The 18,126-nt window shown below is 73.4% G+C and carries 15 protein-coding genes; 3 read left to right on the top strand and 12 right to left on the bottom strand.

Annotated elements, in window-relative coordinates; all coding sequences use genetic code 11:
• Window positions 1–34: 34 nt before the first annotated feature.
• Window positions 35–835: a DeoR/GlpR family DNA-binding transcription regulator gene (locus ITX44_RS25925; RefSeq protein WP_205359802.1), complete on the bottom strand. Its 801-nt coding sequence runs from the start codon at window positions 833–835 to the stop codon at window positions 35–37.
• Window positions 836–1,183: 348 nt separating this feature from the next.
• On the opposite strand from ITX44_RS25925, the gene ITX44_RS25930 reads away from it, so the two are divergent.
• Window positions 1,184–2,926, top strand: a complete 1,743-nt coding sequence (locus ITX44_RS25930; protein ID WP_307795486.1) for a ricin-type beta-trefoil lectin domain protein — start codon at window positions 1,184–1,186, stop codon at window positions 2,924–2,926.
• A 420-nt stretch (window positions 2,927–3,346) separates the two neighbouring features.
• Here ITX44_RS25930 and ITX44_RS25935 read toward each other — a convergent pair whose 3' ends face one another.
• The 4 genes from ITX44_RS25935 to ITX44_RS25950 all read right to left on the bottom strand — a co-directional run bounded on the left by ITX44_RS25935 (window position 3,347) and on the right by ITX44_RS25950 (window position 9,167).
• Window positions 3,347–5,443 (bottom strand): fused response regulator/phosphatase, encoded by a 2,097-nt coding sequence (locus ITX44_RS25935; protein WP_205359803.1) that lies wholly within the window; start codon window positions 5,441–5,443, stop codon window positions 3,347–3,349.
• Between the two features lie 353 nt (window positions 5,444–5,796).
• A complete protein-coding gene (locus ITX44_RS25940; RefSeq protein WP_205359804.1) occupies window positions 5,797–7,227 on the bottom strand; it encodes a caspase family protein in 1,431 nt (476 codons plus the stop codon).
• Window positions 7,220–7,555 (bottom strand): effector-associated constant component EACC1, encoded by a 336-nt coding sequence (locus ITX44_RS25945; RefSeq protein ID WP_205359805.1) that lies wholly within the window; start codon window positions 7,553–7,555, stop codon window positions 7,220–7,222. Before ITX44_RS25945 ends, ITX44_RS25940 begins: the two co-directional genes overlap by 8 nt.
• A gap of 181 nt (window positions 7,556–7,736) precedes the next feature.
• Window positions 7,737–9,167, bottom strand: a complete 1,431-nt coding sequence (locus ITX44_RS25950) for an APC family permease (RefSeq protein WP_205359806.1) — start codon at window positions 9,165–9,167, stop codon at window positions 7,737–7,739.
• A gap of 132 nt (window positions 9,168–9,299) precedes the next feature.
• On the opposite strand from ITX44_RS25950, the gene ITX44_RS25955 reads away from it, so the two are divergent.
• A complete protein-coding gene (locus tag ITX44_RS25955; RefSeq protein WP_205359807.1) occupies window positions 9,300–10,463 on the top strand; it encodes an ROK family transcriptional regulator in 1,164 nt (387 codons plus the stop codon).
• A 48-nt stretch (window positions 10,464–10,511) separates the two neighbouring features.
• Here the strand turns inward: ITX44_RS25955 and ITX44_RS25960 are convergent, their stop codons facing one another.
• The 3 genes from ITX44_RS25960 to ITX44_RS25970 all read right to left on the bottom strand — a co-directional run bounded on the left by ITX44_RS25960 (window position 10,512) and on the right by ITX44_RS25970 (window position 13,602).
• Window positions 10,512–11,510 carry a cytochrome d ubiquinol oxidase subunit II gene (locus ITX44_RS25960; RefSeq protein WP_205359808.1) on the bottom strand — a complete coding sequence of 333 codons (999 nt, stop codon included), beginning with the start codon at window positions 11,508–11,510 and terminating at the stop codon, window positions 10,512–10,514.
• Window positions 11,507–13,033 (bottom strand): cytochrome ubiquinol oxidase subunit I, encoded by a 1,527-nt coding sequence (locus tag ITX44_RS25965; RefSeq protein ID WP_307795487.1) that lies wholly within the window; start codon window positions 13,031–13,033, stop codon window positions 11,507–11,509. Before ITX44_RS25965 ends, ITX44_RS25960 begins: the two co-directional genes overlap by 4 nt.
• A gap of 122 nt (window positions 13,034–13,155) precedes the next feature.
• Window positions 13,156–13,602 carry an anthrone oxygenase family protein gene (locus ITX44_RS25970; protein ID WP_205359809.1) on the bottom strand — a complete coding sequence of 149 codons (447 nt, stop codon included), beginning with the start codon at window positions 13,600–13,602 and terminating at the stop codon, window positions 13,156–13,158.
• Window positions 13,603–13,712: 110 nt separating this feature from the next.
• Here ITX44_RS25970 and ITX44_RS25975 point away from each other — a divergent pair, with 110 nt between their 5' ends.
• Window positions 13,713–14,366, top strand: a complete 654-nt coding sequence (locus ITX44_RS25975; protein ID WP_205359810.1) for a TetR/AcrR family transcriptional regulator — start codon at window positions 13,713–13,715, stop codon at window positions 14,364–14,366.
• A 47-nt stretch (window positions 14,367–14,413) separates the two neighbouring features.
• Here ITX44_RS25975 and ITX44_RS25980 read toward each other — a convergent pair whose 3' ends face one another.
• The 4 genes from ITX44_RS25980 to ITX44_RS25995 form a co-directional block, all read right to left on the bottom strand.
• Window positions 14,414–14,965 carry a DUF4231 domain-containing protein gene (locus tag ITX44_RS25980; RefSeq protein WP_205359811.1) on the bottom strand — a complete coding sequence of 184 codons (552 nt, stop codon included), beginning with the start codon at window positions 14,963–14,965 and terminating at the stop codon, window positions 14,414–14,416.
• Window positions 14,966–15,065: 100 nt separating this feature from the next.
• Window positions 15,066–16,208 carry a patatin-like phospholipase family protein gene (locus ITX44_RS25985; protein WP_205359812.1) on the bottom strand — a complete coding sequence of 381 codons (1,143 nt, stop codon included), beginning with the start codon at window positions 16,206–16,208 and terminating at the stop codon, window positions 15,066–15,068.
• Window positions 16,208–17,209 carry a diguanylate cyclase regulator RdcB family protein gene (locus ITX44_RS25990; RefSeq protein WP_205359813.1) on the bottom strand — a complete coding sequence of 334 codons (1,002 nt, stop codon included), beginning with the start codon at window positions 17,207–17,209 and terminating at the stop codon, window positions 16,208–16,210. Before ITX44_RS25990 ends, ITX44_RS25985 begins: the two co-directional genes overlap by 1 nt.
• The gene (locus tag ITX44_RS25995; RefSeq protein WP_205359814.1) at window positions 17,206–18,126 is read right to left on the bottom strand and encodes a hypothetical protein; all 921 of its coding nucleotides are present in this window, start codon (window positions 18,124–18,126) and stop codon (window positions 17,206–17,208) included. Before ITX44_RS25995 ends, ITX44_RS25990 begins: the two co-directional genes overlap by 4 nt.

Consider the following 18,126-nt stretch of genomic DNA (forward strand, 5'->3'; position numbering starts at 1 on the left):
GGGAGAAACGTCGGAGGACTTAATTTACGAGTTGTCACACCGTAGTCACCGTGACACCCGCATCGGAGAACCGGGCGACAGCTTCCGAAGCGATGTCCTCGTCGGTGACGAGGGTGTCCACCAGGCCGATGTCGCAGATCCGGGCGAAGGCGCGGCGGCCGACCTTGGAGGAGTCGGCGGCCACCACGACCCGGCGGGCCCGCTCGGCCAGCAGCCGGTTGATGCTCGCCTCGTCCTCGTGATGCGCGTACGCGCCCTGTTCGGGGTCGATCGCGTCGATTCCGAGCACGGCGATGTCCAGAGTGATCTCGCGCAGCACCCCGCCGGCCAGCGGACCGGTCAGCTCGTACGACTGCGGGCGCGCCACTCCGCCGGTCACCACGATCTTGATCTGCGGCCGGATCGCCAGCTCGGTGGCGATGTTCAGCGCGTTGGTGACCACGGTCAGGGCCGGCTGGCGCAGGCTCCCGGGCGCGGGGTCGGCGGCGATGTCCGGGCGCAGCGCCAGTGCCCGGGCCACCTCGGTGGTGGTGGTGCCGCCGGTCAGCCCGACCACCTCGCCGGCCGCCACCAGCGCGGCGGCGGCCCTGGCGATGCGCTGCTTCTGCGAGGCGTGCCGCGCGGTCCGGTAGCGCAGCGGGAGTTCGTAACTGACGCCGTGCGCGACCGCGCCGCCGCGGGTACGGGTGAGCATCTGCTGCTCGGCGAGCTGGTCGAGGTCCCGGCGGATGGTGGCGGTGGACACGTTCAGCTCCGTGGCCGCCTCCTCCACCTCCAGCCGGCCGCGGTCGGCCAGCAGGTCCAGCAGTGCGGTCCACCGGGCGTCCCTGGACACGGTGCTCCCTTCGTGCAGCGTGCGTGCGCGCGTGCCGGTACGCGGGGTGCGCGGCCCGCTTGCGCCGCGTGAGCTGCTTGCATCGCGTTGCGCCGCGTGAGCCGTTCGCGCGCCGTGCACGCTGCTCGCGCGGGCGTCCCGGGCGGCGACCGGGGGCCGCCGTGCGCACAGCCTCGCACACGGCGCTCCCGGCGCTCGTCCGGCCTGCGCGCGTCATGCTTGAAGCTGCTCGGAACACGTGCTTACGATGCGTCACCGATCAGCACGGCCCGCCCTGCTGTGCGGTACGGCCCCTCGCCGTCGCCCGGCCCTCGCCGGCGCCCCTTCCCCGGTGCAGAGGAGTTCCCCGTGCCCCGACGCCTGCCCCGCCACCTCCTCCGTCACCTTCTGCGGCCCGAGCGCCGACCCTTGCTCCTCCCCCGGCTGTCCCCCCGGACCCGACGCCGTACCGTCCGGACCGCGCTGGCCGCCACCATGCTCTGCCTCGCCGGCGCCGCCCCCGCGCAGGCCGCGCCCGCCCCGGCGTCGGACGGCGTACGCCTGGCCGCCACGCCGCCGATGGGCTGGAACGACTGGGCGCACTACCAGTGCGGCGTCACCGAGGCGACCGTCACCGCGAACGCCGACGCCCTGGTGTCCACCGGGCTCGCCGCCAAGGGCTACAGCACCGTGACCGTCGACGACTGCTGGATGGCGCCGGCCCGCGACGCGCACGGCGACCTGGTGGCCGACCCGGTGAAGTTCCCGCACGGCATGGCCTGGCTCGGCGGCTACCTGCACGCGCGCGGCCTGAAGTTCGGCATCTACGAGGACGCCGGATCGGCCACCTGCGAGGGCTACCCGGGCAGCGGCAGTCCGCAGGGCGGCGGCCCCGACCACTTCGCGCGCGACGCCGCCGCGTACGCCGCCTGGGGCGTGGACTACCTCAAGCTCGACGGGTGCAATCTCTACGTCGCCCCCGGCCGCGGCAAGGAGGAGGCGTACCGCCAGGCGTACGAAGCGCAGGCCACGGCGCTGCGGGCGACCGGCCGCGCGATCGTGTTCTCCGTGTCGGCGCCGGCGTACTTCCAGCACGGCGAGTGGGGGGATTCGGCCTGGTTCGACGTGCTGGCCTGGAGCGGCACCGTCGGCCAGCTCTGGCGCGAGGGCCGCGACATCACCACCTGGGACCCGGCCCGGCCGGACGCGAGCCGCTGGGCCGGCGTGCTCAACAATTACGGCTACAACCGGTGGCTCGGCCGCTACGCCTCCCCCGGCCACTGGAACGACCCGGACTTCCTGATCGCCGGCGCCGGCGGCCTCACCGACGACGAGTCGCGCAGCCAGGTCGCCCTGTGGGCGATGCAGGCCGCGCCGCTGATCCTGTCCTCCGATGTCGGTCACCTGACGGCGGCGGCCCGGGCCGCGCTCGGCAACCCCGCGCTGATCGCCGTCGACCAGGACCGGCTGGGCCGGCAGGCGGGCGTGGTGGCCACCGACGGCGCCACCGATGTCCTGGCCCGTCCGCTGGCCGGCGGCGACCGCGCGGTCGCCGTCCTCAACCGCGGCCCGGCCGCCCGTACGGTCACGGTCCGGCTCGCCGACCTCGGCCTGCCCGGCTGCTCGGCGACCGCGCGGGACCTGTGGACCGGCCGCGCCTCGGCCACCGGCGACGCCCTGACCGCCACCGTGCCCGCCCACGGCACCGCGATCTGGCGGCTCACCCCGCACCCCGGCTGCGCCCGCACCCTCCCCACCGGCCAGCTCACCGGCAACGGCGCCACCTGCGCGACCGCCACCGGCACCGCGGTCACCCTGCACACCTGCACGGCCACCCCCGACCAGCGCTGGACCCTCAACCCCGACCACACCTACCGCACCCTCGGCCACTGCCTCACCGCCCCGGCCTCCCCCGACGCACCCGCCGCGCTGTCGCCCTGCACCGGCGCCCCCGCCCAGTCCTGGACCGCCACCCCGGACGGCACCCTGGTCAACGCGGCGTCGGGCCGCTGCCTGGAGGCTCCCGCGGGCGCCACGGCGGACGGCACCCTGCTGGACACGGGTGCCTGCGGGCACTTTTTGCCGCAACAGGTGTGGTCGGTGCCGAACTGACGGACAGCGGTACGGGCGACGCGGCGCCCGGCCGCCGCTTGGAGGCCCTGGCGGCTGTCGGTGAACGCCACCCACTGGACACGGGTGCCTGCGGGCACTTCCTGCCGGGATCAGGAGTGGTCGGTGCCGAACTGACGGACAGCGCTACGGGCGACGCGGCGCCCGGCCGCCGCTTGGAGGCCCTGGCGGCCGTCGGTGAACGGCACCCCGCTGGACGCGGGCGCCCGCAGCCGATACCTGCCAGAACACGTGTGGTCGTAGCCGCATCGAGGCGCCGCCGTAGGTGTGCGGCCCCGCAGGCGACGGTTCGCCGGGCAAGCCCGAGGGCGCGGCGCCGCGCTCGCCATGCGGCCGGCCCCGCATGGGCGCGCCCGACCCGCGGCCATGCCACACCACTGCGGCGGCGCCCCGTACCACCGGTCAGCCCGTCTCGCTCACCGTCTGTTCCGCCCAGATGGTCTTGCCGGTGGTCTTGTAGCGGCTGCCCCAGCGGGTGGCGAGCTGGGCGACGAGGAAGAGGCCGCGGCCGCCTTCGTCGGTGGAGCGGGCCTGGCGCAGGCGGGGCTGGGTGTTGCTGGGGTCGGAGACCTCGCAGACCATCGTGCCGCCGCGGGCGTCGCGGATCAGGCGCAGTTCTATCGGGCCGCCGGCGTGGCGGATGGCGTTGGTGACGAGTTCGCTGACGATCAGCTCGGTGGTGAAGGCCAGGTCCGCCAGGCCCCAGGCGGTGAGCTGCTCGACGCTCAGGTCGCGGGCGGAGGTGACCGCGGCGGGGTCGTCCGGGATCCGCCAGGTCGCCACGTCGGATTCGGGGGTGGCGCGGACCCGGGCCAGCAGCAGGGTCACGTCGTCGGCGAGCCCGGCCGGGGTGATGCCCTCGACCATGCCGGAGGCGGTGGCCTGGAGGTCGCAGGTGTCGGGCCGCAGCGCCGCGAGCTGCCGGCCGAAGGAGTCCATGCCGACGGCCAGGTTCCCGTCGTGGCCGTGCTCGACCAGGCCGTCGGTGTACAGGACGAGCAGGCTGCCGGGCGCCATCTCCAGCTCGATGTCCTCGAACGGCAGGCCGCCCACGCCCAGCGGCGGCCCGGGGTCGACGTCCACGAAGGCGAAGGTTCCGTCCGGCCGTACGATGCCCGGCGGCGGATGGCCGGCGCTGGCCATGGTGCAGCGGCGCGCCACCGGGTCGTACACCGCGTACAGCAGGGTGCTGGCGAGCACGTCCTCGTGGGAGGGCTCGGTGGTCTCGCCGATCCGCAGCACCAGGTCGTCCAGGTGGGTGAGCAGCTCGCCGGGGCCGAGGTCGAGGTCGGCGAGCGCTTGGACGGCGGTGCGCAACCTGCCCATGGTGGCGGTCGCGCGCAGCCCGTGCCCGGCCACGTCGCCGACCACGAGGGCGACCCGCAGCGAGGACAGCGGGATCACGTCGTACCAGTCGCCGCCCGCGCCCTGGCCGCCGGCGGTGGCCGGCAGGTAGACCCCGGCCGCCTCGACCGCGGAGGTGTCCGTGCCGGCCGGCGGCAGCAGGCTGCGCTGGAGGGCGACGCTGGCGGTGCGTTCGCGGGTGTAGCGGCGGGCGTTGTCGATGCTGAGCGCTGCCCGTGAGGTGACCTCCTGGAGCAGCCGCAGGTCGTCGTCGGTGAAGGGATCGGACTCCTCGTCCCGCCACACCGACACCCCGCCGAGGATCAGGCCGCGGGCCAGCAGCGCCGACTGCATCACCGCCTTCGCCTTGGGCGGCACCAGGCGCCGCAGCAGTTGCGGGTCACCGTCCATCGCCTCGGCTATCGAGGCGAGATCCGGGAGGATGTACGGATCGCCGCGCTGGAAACGCCGCACCGCGGGGGTGCTGGGCATCCGGGGCAGGTCCATGCCGGGGCGGATGTAGTCGTCCGGCCAGGTGCGGTCCGCCGGCGCCATGGCCGCGCAGCGCAGCCCCAGCTCGCCGCCGGCCACCCGGGGCGCCGGTTCCTCGCCGGCGAAAACCTTCCGTACCAGGTAGACCGTCGCTTCGTCGCCGAGCCCGGGCGCCAGGGCGTCGGCGAGCTGCTGTGCGGAGTCCGCGACGTCCAGGGACGCGCCGATCATGGCCGCGGCGTCGAAGAGGAGGTCCAGGCGGCGGGTCTCCCGGGTCGCGTCCACCATCGCCACGATCAGGCCAGGGCGCTTGCCCGGATGCGACGGTAGTGGCAGCACCGACAGGGACAGTACGGTGCCGCCCTCGCCCTGGATGCGCTGGCGGTGCGACAGCAGGGGGTCGCGTTCGCCCTGGACCTTGCGCAGGCGGGCGGTCAGGGCCTCCGCCTCGCCGGGCGGGACCGCGTCGGTCAGCCGGCAGCCCGGGGGCAGCACCAAGCCGTGGAAGTGGTCCGGGTCGACGCTGCTGCGGGACACCCGCAGGTCGGGGCCGAGCAGCACGATGCCGATCGTGCGCTGGTGCGCGAGTGCTTCCAGCAGGGCTTGGGCCAGGTCCTCCGGGTGGCCGTCTCCACCCTGCGAGCCCGCGAAATACCCGTCCATCCAGTGTCGCCTCGCTCACCCCGGTAAGACCTCGGGTGCGGATATTTTCATGGTACGGGTGGGTTGGCCCGCATGTGATCTGTGCGGGTTCGCCCGGGTGAACCTCCCCCGGGTGAACCTCCCCCGGGTGAACCCGGACCCCTCTTCCGGGCTTGGGCCCGGACCCGCCGCGGCTCGCCGCCGAGCCCGCTGCCGCTCGCGGCGCTGGCTTCGGGTTCTCCTTGCCGCGGCTCGCCGCCCGCCGACCAGCCCCTTGCGGTTCGCCGCGGTCCGCCGCACCGTCGTGGCTGGTCGCGCCCACGCGGCGAGCCGCACATCAGATGCAGCCCCGCGCCCCTGAAAGGTCACCCCCCTCACGTCTCGCGGACCTGGTACACGCCCGGCTCGAGGGTGTCCGACGACTGGCGGATCTTCTCTTCGAGTCCGGGCGGCCAGATGGTGCCCTCGGACCATTTCGTGCCTGCGAAGGCCCGGACGTCGGTGAACCCGGCTTCTGCCAGGCCCGACAGGTCGGTCTCTGTGGCGTCCATCGGCACCTGGTTCAACGCCGTGGTGACATCGCGGGCGGACGTTCGCATGACCTCTGTCACCTGGGTGAGGCCGGGGTTGTGCAGGAAACCCGTGAGGGCGTGGGCCACGGCTCGGACCCGGTCGGCGGCCCGGGCGGTGTCGTGGTCGGCGGCGTTGGCCCGGGCGACGACGAGCGCGTCGTCGAGGTCGTCGGCGAGACTGCGGGCCCTGTCCAGCCCGGAATCGCGCTTGCTCCGGACCTCGCCGGCTCGGGCCCCCATCGCATCCCCGATACGCCTGCGTACCCCTCGGCGAGTCCGATCGAGGATGCCGCCGGTCCCGGTGTCATTGCCGTCGGCCTCGAGCCGGGATCCCACCCTACCCAGGCTCGCGGCGGTGAATGTGCCGCCGAGGACCTGCGTCAGCACGACGAACAGTGCCCAGGCGATCTCCCGGGCCCGGGCGATCGTCTCGATCCATCCCGCCTTCCACTCCGGCGAGGCCTTTGCTTGGTTGGCGGCGTTGAGAGCGAAGACGAAGGTGTCGGCGAGGTCCAGCGAGAGCCTGGTGGGCGAGGGACGACCGGCGGCTGTGAGTTCCTCGACCAGCCGCAGGAAGATCGACTCGATGGTCAGACCGACGGGCCCGCCGGGAACGCCGCGCTCGACGGTGTCGACAAGGTACTTGGTGAAGTACGTCTGGACGGCGTCGGATTCGCCCTCGGACTCGAACCAGGCGCTTCCGTAAGGACTCGTCGCCGCGAGGGTGTACGCGCCTGTGCCGTGCACCAGGCCGGCGACCTCCTGAACCGGCCCGTTCAGGGTCTGGTGTCCGTGCGCGGCTTTCCCCGCGAAGCAGCAGTCCAGGATCACGATCTTGGTGCGCGCCGGGCTCGCGCGCAGGGCACGCCGCACCGCGTTGTAGGACAGGGCAGTGGTTGCACGCCGGAAGAGGTTCTCCCGGGTACCGCGCAGGCCCAGGCACAAAGCGTCCTCGTCGTCCAGCAGGCCGTGGCCGACGAAGTAGAAGAGGGCGACGTCCTTGGCCTGTTCGTACAACTCGACCAGCCGGTCCGGCAGGCTTCCCGGCTCATGCGCGTCACGTACGACGGTGACACGTTGCGTCGGCCATGTGCACAGTTCGCCGGTCAGCAGCCGGAACATCCGGTCCAGGCTGTTCGCGGCGGCGGGTATCTGCGGGAATTCGTCGTACTGCGCTGTGCCCACGAGAACCGCGTACGAATTGGAGAGGTCGGGCACCAGCCAGTCAGTCACGCGTGTCCGCCCGGCTCAGCAGCAAGGCCAGCAGCCGCGTGAGCTCCTTGTCGGCATTCGTGACGTCCAGGACGAATTTCTCCCCGCCGACGGTGCCTTCGATACGGAAATCCGAACGGCGGGTCCGGATGAACTCCGGCAGCATCTTCACGGCGGCCACCAGGCTCGGGGTCGCCGCCAGAACCGTCAGCACGTCGAGTGCGCCCTGCTGCCCCGGAGCGGGCCGGGCCGGGACCCGCTCCACCCTGACCTGTCCCGCCGCGACGAGCCATTCCGACAGCGATCTCGCCTGCGACGGATCCGACGGAGTCAGGCTGATGCTCTCCATCACGGCTCCCCCCTCCCCACTCATGCGTTACCCCTCCCACGGCCTCGGCCGACTGCTCCGGACCTTACGCGGGCGCTCGTACCGAATGTGACGGAACACAGAAGAATGGGCCCGAAATCCGCCACGCCGGAGATCGGCGCACAGCGCAGGAGCCGACCTGTTGAAACGGCCCCCCCCGGGCTCACGGCGTCGTGAAAGCCAGGTCTTCCGAGACCTCCTTCGGGCCGAAAGGCCAGAGCTTTTCGTGGGCGGACCAGGCGAGGAAGGCGAGGAGGCCGGTGGCGACCCAGGCGAGGGACCATTCGATGGGGTGGCGGCCGGGGGAGTTCTTGTCGGCGTAGCCGTAGATGACGAGCCAGCCGATGAGGGCGAGGAGGCTGGGGAGGGGGTAGAGCCACATGCGGTAGGGGCGGGGGAGATCGGGTCGGCGGCGGCGCAGGACGGTGAGGGCGAGGATCTGGGCGAGGGCCTGGACGATGACCATGACGGTGGTCAGCAGTTGGATGAGGGTCGTCAGGTCGGTGTGGCGGCCGAGGAGGAAGCCGCCGGCGGTGATCAGGCCCATGGCGGCCAGGCCCCAGACGGGGAAGCGGTGCCGGGGGTGGAGGGTGCCGAAGGGGCGGAAGAAGACGCGTTCGCGCGCGGCGTCGTAGGGGACGCGGGAGCCGCCGAGCAGGCCGGTGAAGACGGAGGCGAAGGCCGTGATCAGGATGAGCACGGTCACGGTGTCGGCGGCGCCCTTGCCCCAGGTCTTCTCCAGGACGGCCGAGGCGACGGAGGAGTGGGCGACGTCGTTGGGGTCGATCATGCGGTGCCAGTCGATGACCCCGAGCGCGCCGATCTGGAGCAGCAGGTAGATGCCCATGATGCCGACGATCGACAGCACGATGGAGCGGGGCAGCACCCGGCCCGGCTCCTTGACCTCCGCGCCCATGTAGGCGGTGGTGTTGTAGCCGAGGTAGTCGTAGATGCCGATGGTCAGGCCGGCCGCGAACCCGGTCCAGAAGTGACCCGTGGTCAGGGCGAAGGCGTGCGCGGGGTAGGTGAAGGCGCGGTGGCCGGAGAAGTGCGTCGCCGAGGCGATGATCACCAGGGCCACGGAGGCGATCATCACGACCCACATCACCGCGGTGATCCGCGCGATGTTCTCGACGCCCCGCCACAGCAGCGCGATCACCAGCACGATCACGCCGAGCCCGATGAGGTCCCCGCCGGTCTGCGACAGGTGCGGGGCGAGGTAGGTCAGGTACTGCACGAAGCCGACCACGCCGGTGGACATGATCAGCGGGATGAACAGCATCGCGGTCCACACGAACAGGAACGGCATCAGCCGGCCGGTGCGGTACTGGAACGCCTGCCGCAGGTAGACGTAACTGCCGCCGGATCCCGGCATGGCGGCACCGAGTTCGGCCCACACCAGGCCGTCGGCGAGCGCGAGCAGCGCGCCGGCCAGGAAGCCGATGATCGCCTGCGGGCCGCCGAAGGCGCCGACCATCAGCGGGATGGTGACGAACGGTCCGATGCCGCACATCTGGCTCATGTTGATCGCGGTGGCCTGGAACAGGCCGATTCTGCGGACGAATCCGCCGGTTGGCGCGGGGCTGCCGGACATGGGGGGCTCCCTGGGGCGGGGGATCGGGGTGTCGGGCGCTGTGGTCGAACGAGGCGGTGCGGTCGGGTGAGGCCGCTCAAGTTAAGTTCCTTTACTAATATCGTCAAGGGGGTCGTACGCGAGAATGTCCGCATGACCAGCACCGACGGTGGCCCTGAGCAGCCCTGGAACCAACAGCGCGTGCGCAGTTCCAACGAACGTCTGCTGCTGGAGCGGCTGCGCGCCGCGCCCGCCTCCCGGGCCCAGCTCGCCCGGGACACGGGCCTGTCCAAGCCCACCGTCTCCAGCGCGCTCGCCGCCCTGGAGAGCGCCGGCCTGGTGCGCGAGGCCGGTTCCGTCGCCCCCGAACGCGGCCGGGTCGCCGTCCTCTACAGCGCCGACCCGTCAGCCGGTTACGCGCTGGGCATCGACATCGGCCGCACCTGGCTGCGGGTGGCGCTGGCCGACCTGGACGGGACGCTGGTCGCGCGCGCGGACGTGCGCAACCGGGCCCGTACCTCCGGCGCGATGGCCGATCTGGTGGTCGCGACCGCGCACGGCGTCGTCGCCGATGCCAAGGTGCCGCCGGCCAAGGTGGCGCACGCGGTGGTGGGTACGCCCGGGGTGTACGACCCGGCGGCCCGACGAGTGCGCTACGCGCTCCACCTGCCCGGCTGGGGACGGGCCGGCCTGTTCGACCGGATGCGGGACGAGCTCGGTGTCCCGCTGGCCGTCCACAACGACGCCAACCTCGCCGCGCTGGGCGAGCACCACTTCGGGGTCGGCGCGGGCAGCCCGCTGTTCGTGTACGTCATGATCGGCACCGGTCTCGGCATGGGCATCGTCGCCGACGGCCGGCCCTTCACCGGCGCCCAGGGCGCGGCCGGCGAGATCGGCTTCCTGCCCTGGCCGGCCCGCGAGCCCGGCACGCTGGAGGACGCGGTCTCCGCCGACGCCGTGGTCCGCGCCGCCCGGGCGCTGGGCATGACCGGCCCGCTCACCGCCAAGGCGGTCTTCGAGGCCGCCCGCGCCGGCACCCCCGCCGCGGTCGCCGCCGTCCGTCAGGAGGGCGAACGCCTCGCGCACACCGTCGCCGCGGTCGCCGCGGTCCTCGATCCCGAACTGGTCGTCCTGGGCGGCGGCGTCGGGCACAGCGCCGACCTGCTGCTGCGTACCGTCGGCGAGACGCTGCGCGGGCTCACTCCCTTGCGGCCCCGGGTGGTCGCCAGCGCGCTGGGCGAGGACGCGGTGCTGCTCGGCGCGGTCGCCACCGCCCTCGGCACCGCCCGCGACGTGGTCTTCGCCCGGCGGGCCTGAACCTGGGAGGCCTGAACCTCGGGGGCTGAACCTCGGCGGGCCCGAGCCTCACTCCTGCGAGCGGCCGCGCGCGCCGGACGTACGGGCGTAGAGCGTGAACAGCAGCACCAGCGACGGCAGGATGAGCGCGACGGCCGCGATGGCCACGCCGACCAGCACCCACAGGGTGGGGCGGGGCGAGACCGCGTCGGACAGGCGCAGGTGCGTGCCCAGCAGGAAGGGGTACTGGGCGACGCCCCAGCCGCAGACGACCGCGGCCACCGCCAGGGCCGCGACGGGCCGCAGCGCCCGGGTGGCCTGGGTCAGCAGCAGGACGACACCCGCGACGCCGGCCAGCGCGGCCACGATCAGCAGGCCCAGCCCGCGGTGGCTGAGCTGGTGGAACAGCCGCGGCGCGTCGGAGTGCAGGACGAAGATCCCGCCCACCGAAACGGCGCCGGTCACGGCCGCGACCGCCAGCCCACGCAGCCGGAAGTACTCGCGCAGCTCCGGATCGGGCGCGGCGGCCGTCAGGTACGCCGCGGCCAGGTACGCGCACACCAGCACCGCGAGCACGCCGCCGAGCACGGAGGTGGGGTTGTTCCAGCTGGACACCGCGTTGCCGTTGCCGGCGGTGGGCACCCGGCCGGAGGCGATGCCGCCCGCGATGGTGCCGAAGCAGTACGGGGTGACCACCGAGGAGACCGCGAAGGCCACGCCGAACAGCCGCTGGTAGCGGGTGGTGACCGTCACCTTCCGGAACGCGAAGCCCGCCCCCCGGGTGACGATGCCCAGCACGGCCAGCCCCAGCGGCACGAACAAGGTGGTGGTGATGGCCGCGAACGCCCGCGGGAAGCCCGTCCACAGCACCACCAGGCAGTAGATCAGCCAGGTGTGGTTGGCCTCCCACACCGGTCCGACCGTCTCGTCGATCAGGTGCCGCGGCCCGCGCCCGCGCCGGGCGCCGCCCGCCGTCAGGTCCCAGAACCCGGCGCCGAAGTCCGCGCCGGCCAGCACCGCGTACGCCAAGACGCCGACGAACATCACCACGGCGATCAGGTTGGTCACGCCGGCCCCCCGGCGTCACCCGTGCCGTTGCCGTCCCCGCCGCCGCCGCGACGGCCGTTACGGTCCCCGGTCCGGCCTCCGCCTCCGTTCCCGCCCCCGCCTCTGCTTCCGCTGAGCGCGGCCACCGGTTCGCCGTCCGGGCGGCGCGGACCGTACGGCACCTCGACCATCTCGTCGCCGCCCTCCCGCCAGCGCCGGCGCATGCTGCGCAGGACGAGCATGGCGCCGGTGCCCACCGCCGCGTAGATCGTCAGGGCCGCGGCGAAGAACGGCCACAGGTTGCCCTGGGTGGCCACCGCGTCCCGGGTGAGCAGCAGGCCCACCACTGTCCACGGCTGCCGTCCCACCTCGGTCGTCACCCATCCGCTCTCCAGCGCGATCACCGCCAGCACCCCGCTGATCGCCGCGCCGCGCAGGAACCACCGGTTGGCCGGGACCGTACGGTGCCGCCAGTACAGCCAGGCGAACCACAGCGCCAGTGCCAGCATCAGGAACGCCGTGCCGACCATGATGTCGAAGGCCAGGTGGACCACGGTCACCGTGGCCGCGTCCGGGCGGACCGCGGGCGGGATGGCGTTCAGGCCCTCGATCCGGGTGTTCGGGGAGAAGCCGGCCAGCAGCGACGCCACGTCCGGGAGCTGGATCCCGTACCGCGGCCGGCCGTCCACCAGGGCGCCGAGGATCGTCTCGGGCACGTGCGTGGCCGTGTCCGGCACCATCTCGATCGCGGCGAATTTGAACGGCTCCCGGTCGTACACCGCGCGGGCGATCACGTCCCCCACGTAGATCTGCACCGGCATGCAGATCGCCGCCACCACGAAGCCGACCATGAATCCGGTGCGGTGGTACGGGTCGCGCCGGCCCTTGAGCAGGCCCACCGCGTACACCCCGGCGACCGTGAAGCCCGCCACGATGTACGCGGCCAGCAGCATGTGCCAGAACTCGTTCCAGAAGGCGCCGTTGAAGAAGACCCGGCCCGGGTGGACCGCGGTGACCCGGTTGCCGGTGATCGTGATCCCGGCGGGCTCGTTCATCCAGGCGTTCGCGGCGACCACGGAGGCGGCGCCGCCGATGCCGGACAGCGCGACCGGGACGCCGGACCAGAAGTGCGGCCAGGGGCGCAGCCGGTTCCAGCCGTAGATGTAGACGGAGACGAAGATCGCCTCCAGGAAGAAGAAGACGCCCTCGATCGCGAAGGGGAACCCGAAGGCGCTGCCGTACCGGCCCATCAGGTGCGGCCAGAGGATGCCCAGCTCGAACGTCAGCACCGTGCCGGACACCGCTCCGACCGCGAACAGGACCGCCGCCACCTTCGACCACCTGCGGGCCAGCAGCAGCGCGGTCCGGTCGCCGCGCCGCAGGCCCCGCCACTCCGCGATCAGCATCAGGGTCGTCAGCGCGACGCCGAACGGGACCAGGATGATGTGGAAGCCGAGGGTGAAGGCCATCTGCTCCCGGGCGGGCAGCAACTGCGTGGGGTTTCCGCCGGCGGCGGCGATGACGGCGACGGGTACGGGGAGCACCCGTGCATCGTCCCCGCGGGGCCGGCGGTCGGCGTCGTCCACCACCCCACCGCACCCCCACCTTCACCTGTTCGGCGCAGGGGCGGCGCGGTTTTCGGGGGCTTCACCTCATGTCCGGGGCGTCACCTCGTGCCCACGACCAGCAGGGCGAAGGCCGCGACGATGACGGCGACACGGACGTAGTGGAAGCGGTCCCAGCGGGCCATCTGCTGCTTCCAGTCCGGGGGCAGGCTCTCGCGGGTCCAGCGGGCGACGCGGGAGTTGATCGGGACGAGCAGGGCGACGGACATCACGACGCTCAGCACGAGCAGGCCGGTGGCCGTGACGATCTGGCCGGCACCCGAGTCGCCCCAGGCCAGGGCCGCGCAGATGACACTGAGCACGAGCGAGCCGATGTACCAGAAGGGCATCGCCCGGCCCAGGACCCGTGCCCCGTCGCCGCGGGCGGCCAGGCCCCCGTCGTTCGGCAGCCGGTCCAGGATCGGGTTGACGAAGACCGCCACGGCGAACTCGACGCCCACCATGACGCCGACGACCACGACCGTGACGTCTTCCAGTGTGTTCCGCATGTCCCCTCCCGAGGGTTCAGTCGGCGCACGCTTTTCTAGCGCCGCTAGGTCATGATGTCGATGCTAGAACGTGCGGCGCTCGTATGTCTAGCGGTGCTAGAGTTCGGGTCATGTCGGTACAGGAACGCAAAGAACGCGAGCGGGCCCGGCGCCACCGGCTGATCGTCGCGACGGCCCGGGAACTCGCCGAGTCCCAGGGCTGGGACGCCGTGACCACGCGCCGCCTGGCCGAGCGCATCGAGTACAGCCAGCCGGTGCTCTACAGCCACTTCCGCGGCAAGCGGGAGATCGTCGGGGCGGTGGCACTGGAGGGATTCGCCGAGTTGGCGGCGGCGATGCGGGCGGCGGTGGGGGGCGGTACGGGCGCCGGTCCCGGCGATGGGCCCGGCCCTGGTCCGGGTGACGATTCGGGTGCCGGTCAGGGTGCCGGTCCCGGTGGGCGGGACCGGGCGCGCGTGGCCGCGCTCGCGCAGGCGTACATCGACTTCGCCGGGCGCAACCCCGCGCTCTACGACGCGATGTTCCTGCTCGACTCGGGCCTCGCCTTCGCCGACGAGGCCACACCGCCGCCTCTGCGCGAGGGGTTCCAGGCCCTGCTGGACACCCTCACCGGCGTCTCGGGCGACGCCGAACCGGGCCTGTTCACCGAGGTGTTCTGGTCCTGCCTGCACGGCCTGGTCACCCTCACCCGGGCCGGCCGGCTGCCCCCGGGCGACGCCTCCCGCCGCCTCGACCTCCTGGTGGACCGGTTCACGCGGGCCTGAGGGTCAGGCGGTCCGAGCGTCACGCCGGAGATACGTACGCGCGCGCGTCAGCCTGCCGCGGCCGGGGGCCGGTCGCGGGACTGGTCGTGGGACGGGTCGTGCGGCTGGAGGGCCGGGTCGGCCGGGGACGGCAGGTTGCGGAAGAAGCGCAGCGACTCCTCCTCGCGGATCCGCAGGACCTGGTGGAGCAGTGCGTGGGCCGCGCGGGGGTCCGGCGGGGCGCCGGGGTCCTTGGCGGCGGTGTAGGCGGTATACGCGAGGGTGAGGTCGGCCTCGGTCCGGCGGAGCAGGACCCAGGAGGTGTCCCAGCGGTAGAACTCCTTCAGGGCGGTGGTGACCGCCACGAGGCAGCCGACGCCGGAGACGATGACGGTCTTGCCGGCCATGTCCAGGACGCTGAGCAGCGGCAGCGACGAGGCGCCGAGGATCGCGGCGACGCCGCTGGCCCGGTAGAACCGGCGGTGCCACCGGGCGCGGCTGTCGTAGAAGTCCATCACCTGGCGGACGTACGTCTCGGCGGCCGTGGTGAAGTCGACGCCGGTGTCGTGCCAGCGCGGGGTGGAGAAGGTCCGGCGGCGGCGTGCGCCCCAGTCGTTCATACGGCTCCTGGGTCTCCTGGCGGATGTCCTGGCAGGTGCGGGCGGGCGCCGGGCCCGGCGGGGGCCGGGCCGGCCACCGCGGCGCGGCCGTCGTACGGCGTCACCGCGGCGGCGGGTCACCCCGATCGCCGCGCAGCCGCCGCAAGGCGGAGAGCATCGCCGACTCGGCTCCGGTGAGGGCGACCCGGCGGGTCAGCACGCGCTCGATCTCCCCGAAGCGCGCGGCGGCATCACGGTAGCCCAGTGCCCGCAGCGCGCCGACCCGTTCGGGGGAAAAGGACATCAGACCGGTCAGCGGCCCGAGCGGGCCGGGCGGGATGATCGGCAGGCTCGGCCGGATGTCGATCCGGACCAGGCCGGTCGCGGCGCCCGGCGCCACCCGGGCGTCGGGGTGCAGGTGCAGGACGACGAGGACGTCGCAGTGCTCCTCCTCGGCGAAAGCGCGCACCGGTGTGCGGTCGCCGCGGCCCAGCCCGCCGTCCAGGTACACGCACCCGTCGATCACCCGGGTCGGGAAGACGAATGGCAGCGCGGCGCTGGCCAGCACGGCCTCGCGGATCTGCGGCGCCGGCAGGTCGTTGAGCCGGATGATGGTGGCCCGGGCGCCGCCCAGCCATCGCGCGATCTCCACCCCGTACCGCAGCCGCTCGGGCACCGCCTCGCGGTCCATCAGCGGGTAGGCCGCGACCCACAGCGGCCTGCCGGTACGGATGCGCTCGGGGTCGACCGCCTGGTCGACCAGCTCTTCGAGCAGGGAGAGCCGGCGTTTGAGCGCCAGCAGACGCGGGCCCAGGCGGGCCAGTTGGCGCGCGGTGCTCTCCACGGCGACGCCCGCGGCGTCCAGCGGCAGCCCGCGGTCCTCGGAGGGCGCGACCCCCATCCGGGTGGAGAAGCGCTCCCAGAATCCGGCCAGCCGCCGCACTCCCTGGAAGAAGGAGTCCTCGCTGGCCAGCACGGCGCCGTTGAGCGCGCCGATGCTCGTGCCGGCGATCGCGGACACCTGCGCGCCCATCTCCGCCATGTAGTCCAGGACGCCGAGTTCGTACGCGCCCTTGGCCCCGCCCCCGGCCAGCACCAGCCCGATCCGCAGGGGCACCCGCGGGGCGGGCGGCGAGGCCGGGGACGCGGCCGGGGACTCGATGGCCCTGGGCTCACCGGCCGTGCCCTGCTCCGGTACGCCGACGCGCCCGGCCACCTCCAGCGCCTTCTGCCCGAGCCGGGTGAAGTCCGCCGCCCCGGTCATCAGGCGCTCTCCCGGGCCCGCAGCCGGGCGCGGCGCGCGGCGGCCTCCGCGAACTGCTCGGCGACGATCTGCCGGAGCAGTTCCTCGGCGCTCAGGCTGGCGGCGACGTATCGGGCGCCGCTGCCGACCGCGCCGCGCAGCGCGGCCTTCGCGGCTGCCTCCGGGTCGACGCCCTCCACCCCGGTCGCCAGCGCCACCGTACTCAGCGCGGAGCTCAACGGCCCGCGCTCGCCGGTCAGTTCCTTGTGGACGCCTTCGCCCAGCAGTTCGGCCAGCATGATCCGGTGCTCGTCGCCGGGCAGTTGGCGCGCGGCGTCGGCGAGCAGGCCCGCGACGGACCTGACGCCGTCGTACCAGGGCGCGGGCGGGTCCTGGAGCATCCGCTCGACGAGGTCGTGCTCGACGTAGCCGCTGTGGCCCGAGGCGGCGAACTCGCCGGCCGGGCCGGCGGCCACTTCCCGGGCGAGCAGCACGGCCCGGGGCAGCCGGCCCAGGCCCGGGTCGGGGCGCGGGTGGCGCCAGCGGCGCACCGCGTCGTCGACGGCCAGCCGGGCCTCCACCTTGCGCAGCCGTTCGTCGTGTTCGGCCAGTCCGCGCCCGGTCTGCTCCGCCAACTCCGCGAGGATCAGGGCGAGATCGCGGATGCCCTGCTCGGCGGACCGCAGCCGGGTGTCGAGCCGGTTCACCTCGGCGCGGATCCGGCCCACCTCGTCGGTGACCTCGGCGACGACGAGGTCGGTGACCGCGAGCCGCTCGGTCAGGCCGGTCAGCCAGACCAGGGTGCCGCGCTGGGCGCCGACCAGGCCGCCGGCGACGGCGAGGTCGCGGCGGCGGGCGCGCCCGGTGACCTGTGCGAGCAGCCGCGCGAAGAAGCCCTCGCGCGCCGTGGTCCGTACCAGGTCGTCGGCGGTGTGCAGGTCGTTGAGGACTTCGAGCAGCAGCCGGTCGTCCACCAGCGGTACGCCGCGGGCCACTTCGGACAGGTTCAGCGGTCCGGTCATGAAGCCGCCGCCGGTGCTGCTGGTACTGCCGGTGCTGTTGGCGCCAGGAACACGATCGGCTGGGTGAGGGCCTGCGGCCGGTCGCCGGCCACCACGTACGCGTGGGCGACCACGAACTCCGGACGTCCGGTGTCGGCCAGTTCGCGGTTCCACGGCTGGTACTGGTCCGCGCGTAACGCGGCGGGGTCGACACCGGTGTCCAGGTGGGCGGTGAACGGAAGGGCGGCGACGCCGTCGCGCAGTTCCCCGGCCCTGCGGAACACCGCGTCGAACTGGGCGCGGAACTGCACCGCGCCGGTCGCCAGGCCGTGGTCCCGCAGTTCGGCGACGATGTCCTCCTGCGATACGGCCACCGGCTGGTCGAGCGGGTGGAACAGCATCATCACGAGTTCGCCCACGACCATCGCCCGGCGCCGGGCCAGTTCCGCCTCCCCCTCGCCGTCCAGCCGCGGGCACAGCGGGCGTACCAGCATCCGAAGGTCCTGCTGCACGAGCCGGCCGTAGCTCTGGGCCAGGTCGAGATGGCGGCGGTGGAAGTCGGAGGTCGCGCGGCCCCCGTCGATCGCGTCGCGGACGCCTTGGTCGCGCAGCGCGTCCATGAGCGAGTCGACGTTCCGGGCGACCGCCTCCAGCCGCGCGGACAGGCCCCGCACGGCGGCGAGCACCTCGTCCAGCCGTCGGTCGGTCCGCGCGGCGGCGGACTCGATCTGCCGCTGGACGTCCGCCGCGATCTCGGCGCGCAGCCTTTGCCGCACGGCCTCCAGGTCGCGCTGCGACACGCCTTTTCTCCCGGACGACGCAGGCGCGGCGTCCCGTCCGTCCGGCCCGTCCTGTCTGCGGAACCACCGGGAGTCCGGCGCCGTGAAGTCCCGCTGCGCTCCGTCGTCCTGATCGAAGCCGTCGCTTCCGTACCCCAT

The organism is Actinacidiphila acididurans, assembly GCF_016918855.1.
Classification (GTDB): Bacteria; Actinomycetota; Actinomycetes; order Streptomycetales; family Streptomycetaceae; genus Actinacidiphila; species Actinacidiphila acididurans.

Bases quoted from the DNA above. Each gene is read 5' to 3' on its own strand.
- ITX44_RS25935 (WP_205359803.1), bottom strand. From the start codon at position 5,443: ATGGACGGGTATTTCGCGGGCTCGCAGGGTGGAGACGGCCACCCGGAG.
- ITX44_RS25945 (WP_205359805.1), bottom strand. From the start codon at position 7,555: ATGGAGAGCATCAGCCTGACTCCGTCGGATCCGTCGCAGGCGAGATCG.
- ITX44_RS25975 (WP_205359810.1), top strand. From the start codon at position 13,713: ATGTCGGTACAGGAACGCAAAGAACGCGAGCGGGCCCGGCGCCACCGG.
- ITX44_RS25950 (WP_205359806.1), bottom strand. From the start codon at position 9,167: ATGTCCGGCAGCCCCGCGCCAACCGGCGGATTCGTCCGCAGAATCGGC.
- ITX44_RS25955 (WP_205359807.1), top strand. From the start codon at position 9,300: ATGACCAGCACCGACGGTGGCCCTGAGCAGCCCTGGAACCAACAGCGC.
- ITX44_RS25990 (WP_205359813.1), bottom strand. From the start codon at position 17,209: ATGACCGGACCGCTGAACCTGTCCGAAGTGGCCCGCGGCGTACCGCTG.
- ITX44_RS25995 (WP_205359814.1), bottom strand. From the start codon at position 18,126: ATGGGGTACGGAAGCGACGGCTTCGATCAGGACGACGGAGCGCAGCGG.
- ITX44_RS25980 (WP_205359811.1), bottom strand. From the start codon at position 14,965: ATGAACGACTGGGGCGCACGCCGCCGCCGGACCTTCTCCACCCCGCGC.
- ITX44_RS25970 (WP_205359809.1), bottom strand. From the start codon at position 13,602: ATGCGGAACACACTGGAAGACGTCACGGTCGTGGTCGTCGGCGTCATG.
- ITX44_RS25985 (WP_205359812.1), bottom strand. From the start codon at position 16,208: ATGACCGGGGCGGCGGACTTCACCCGGCTCGGGCAGAAGGCGCTGGAG.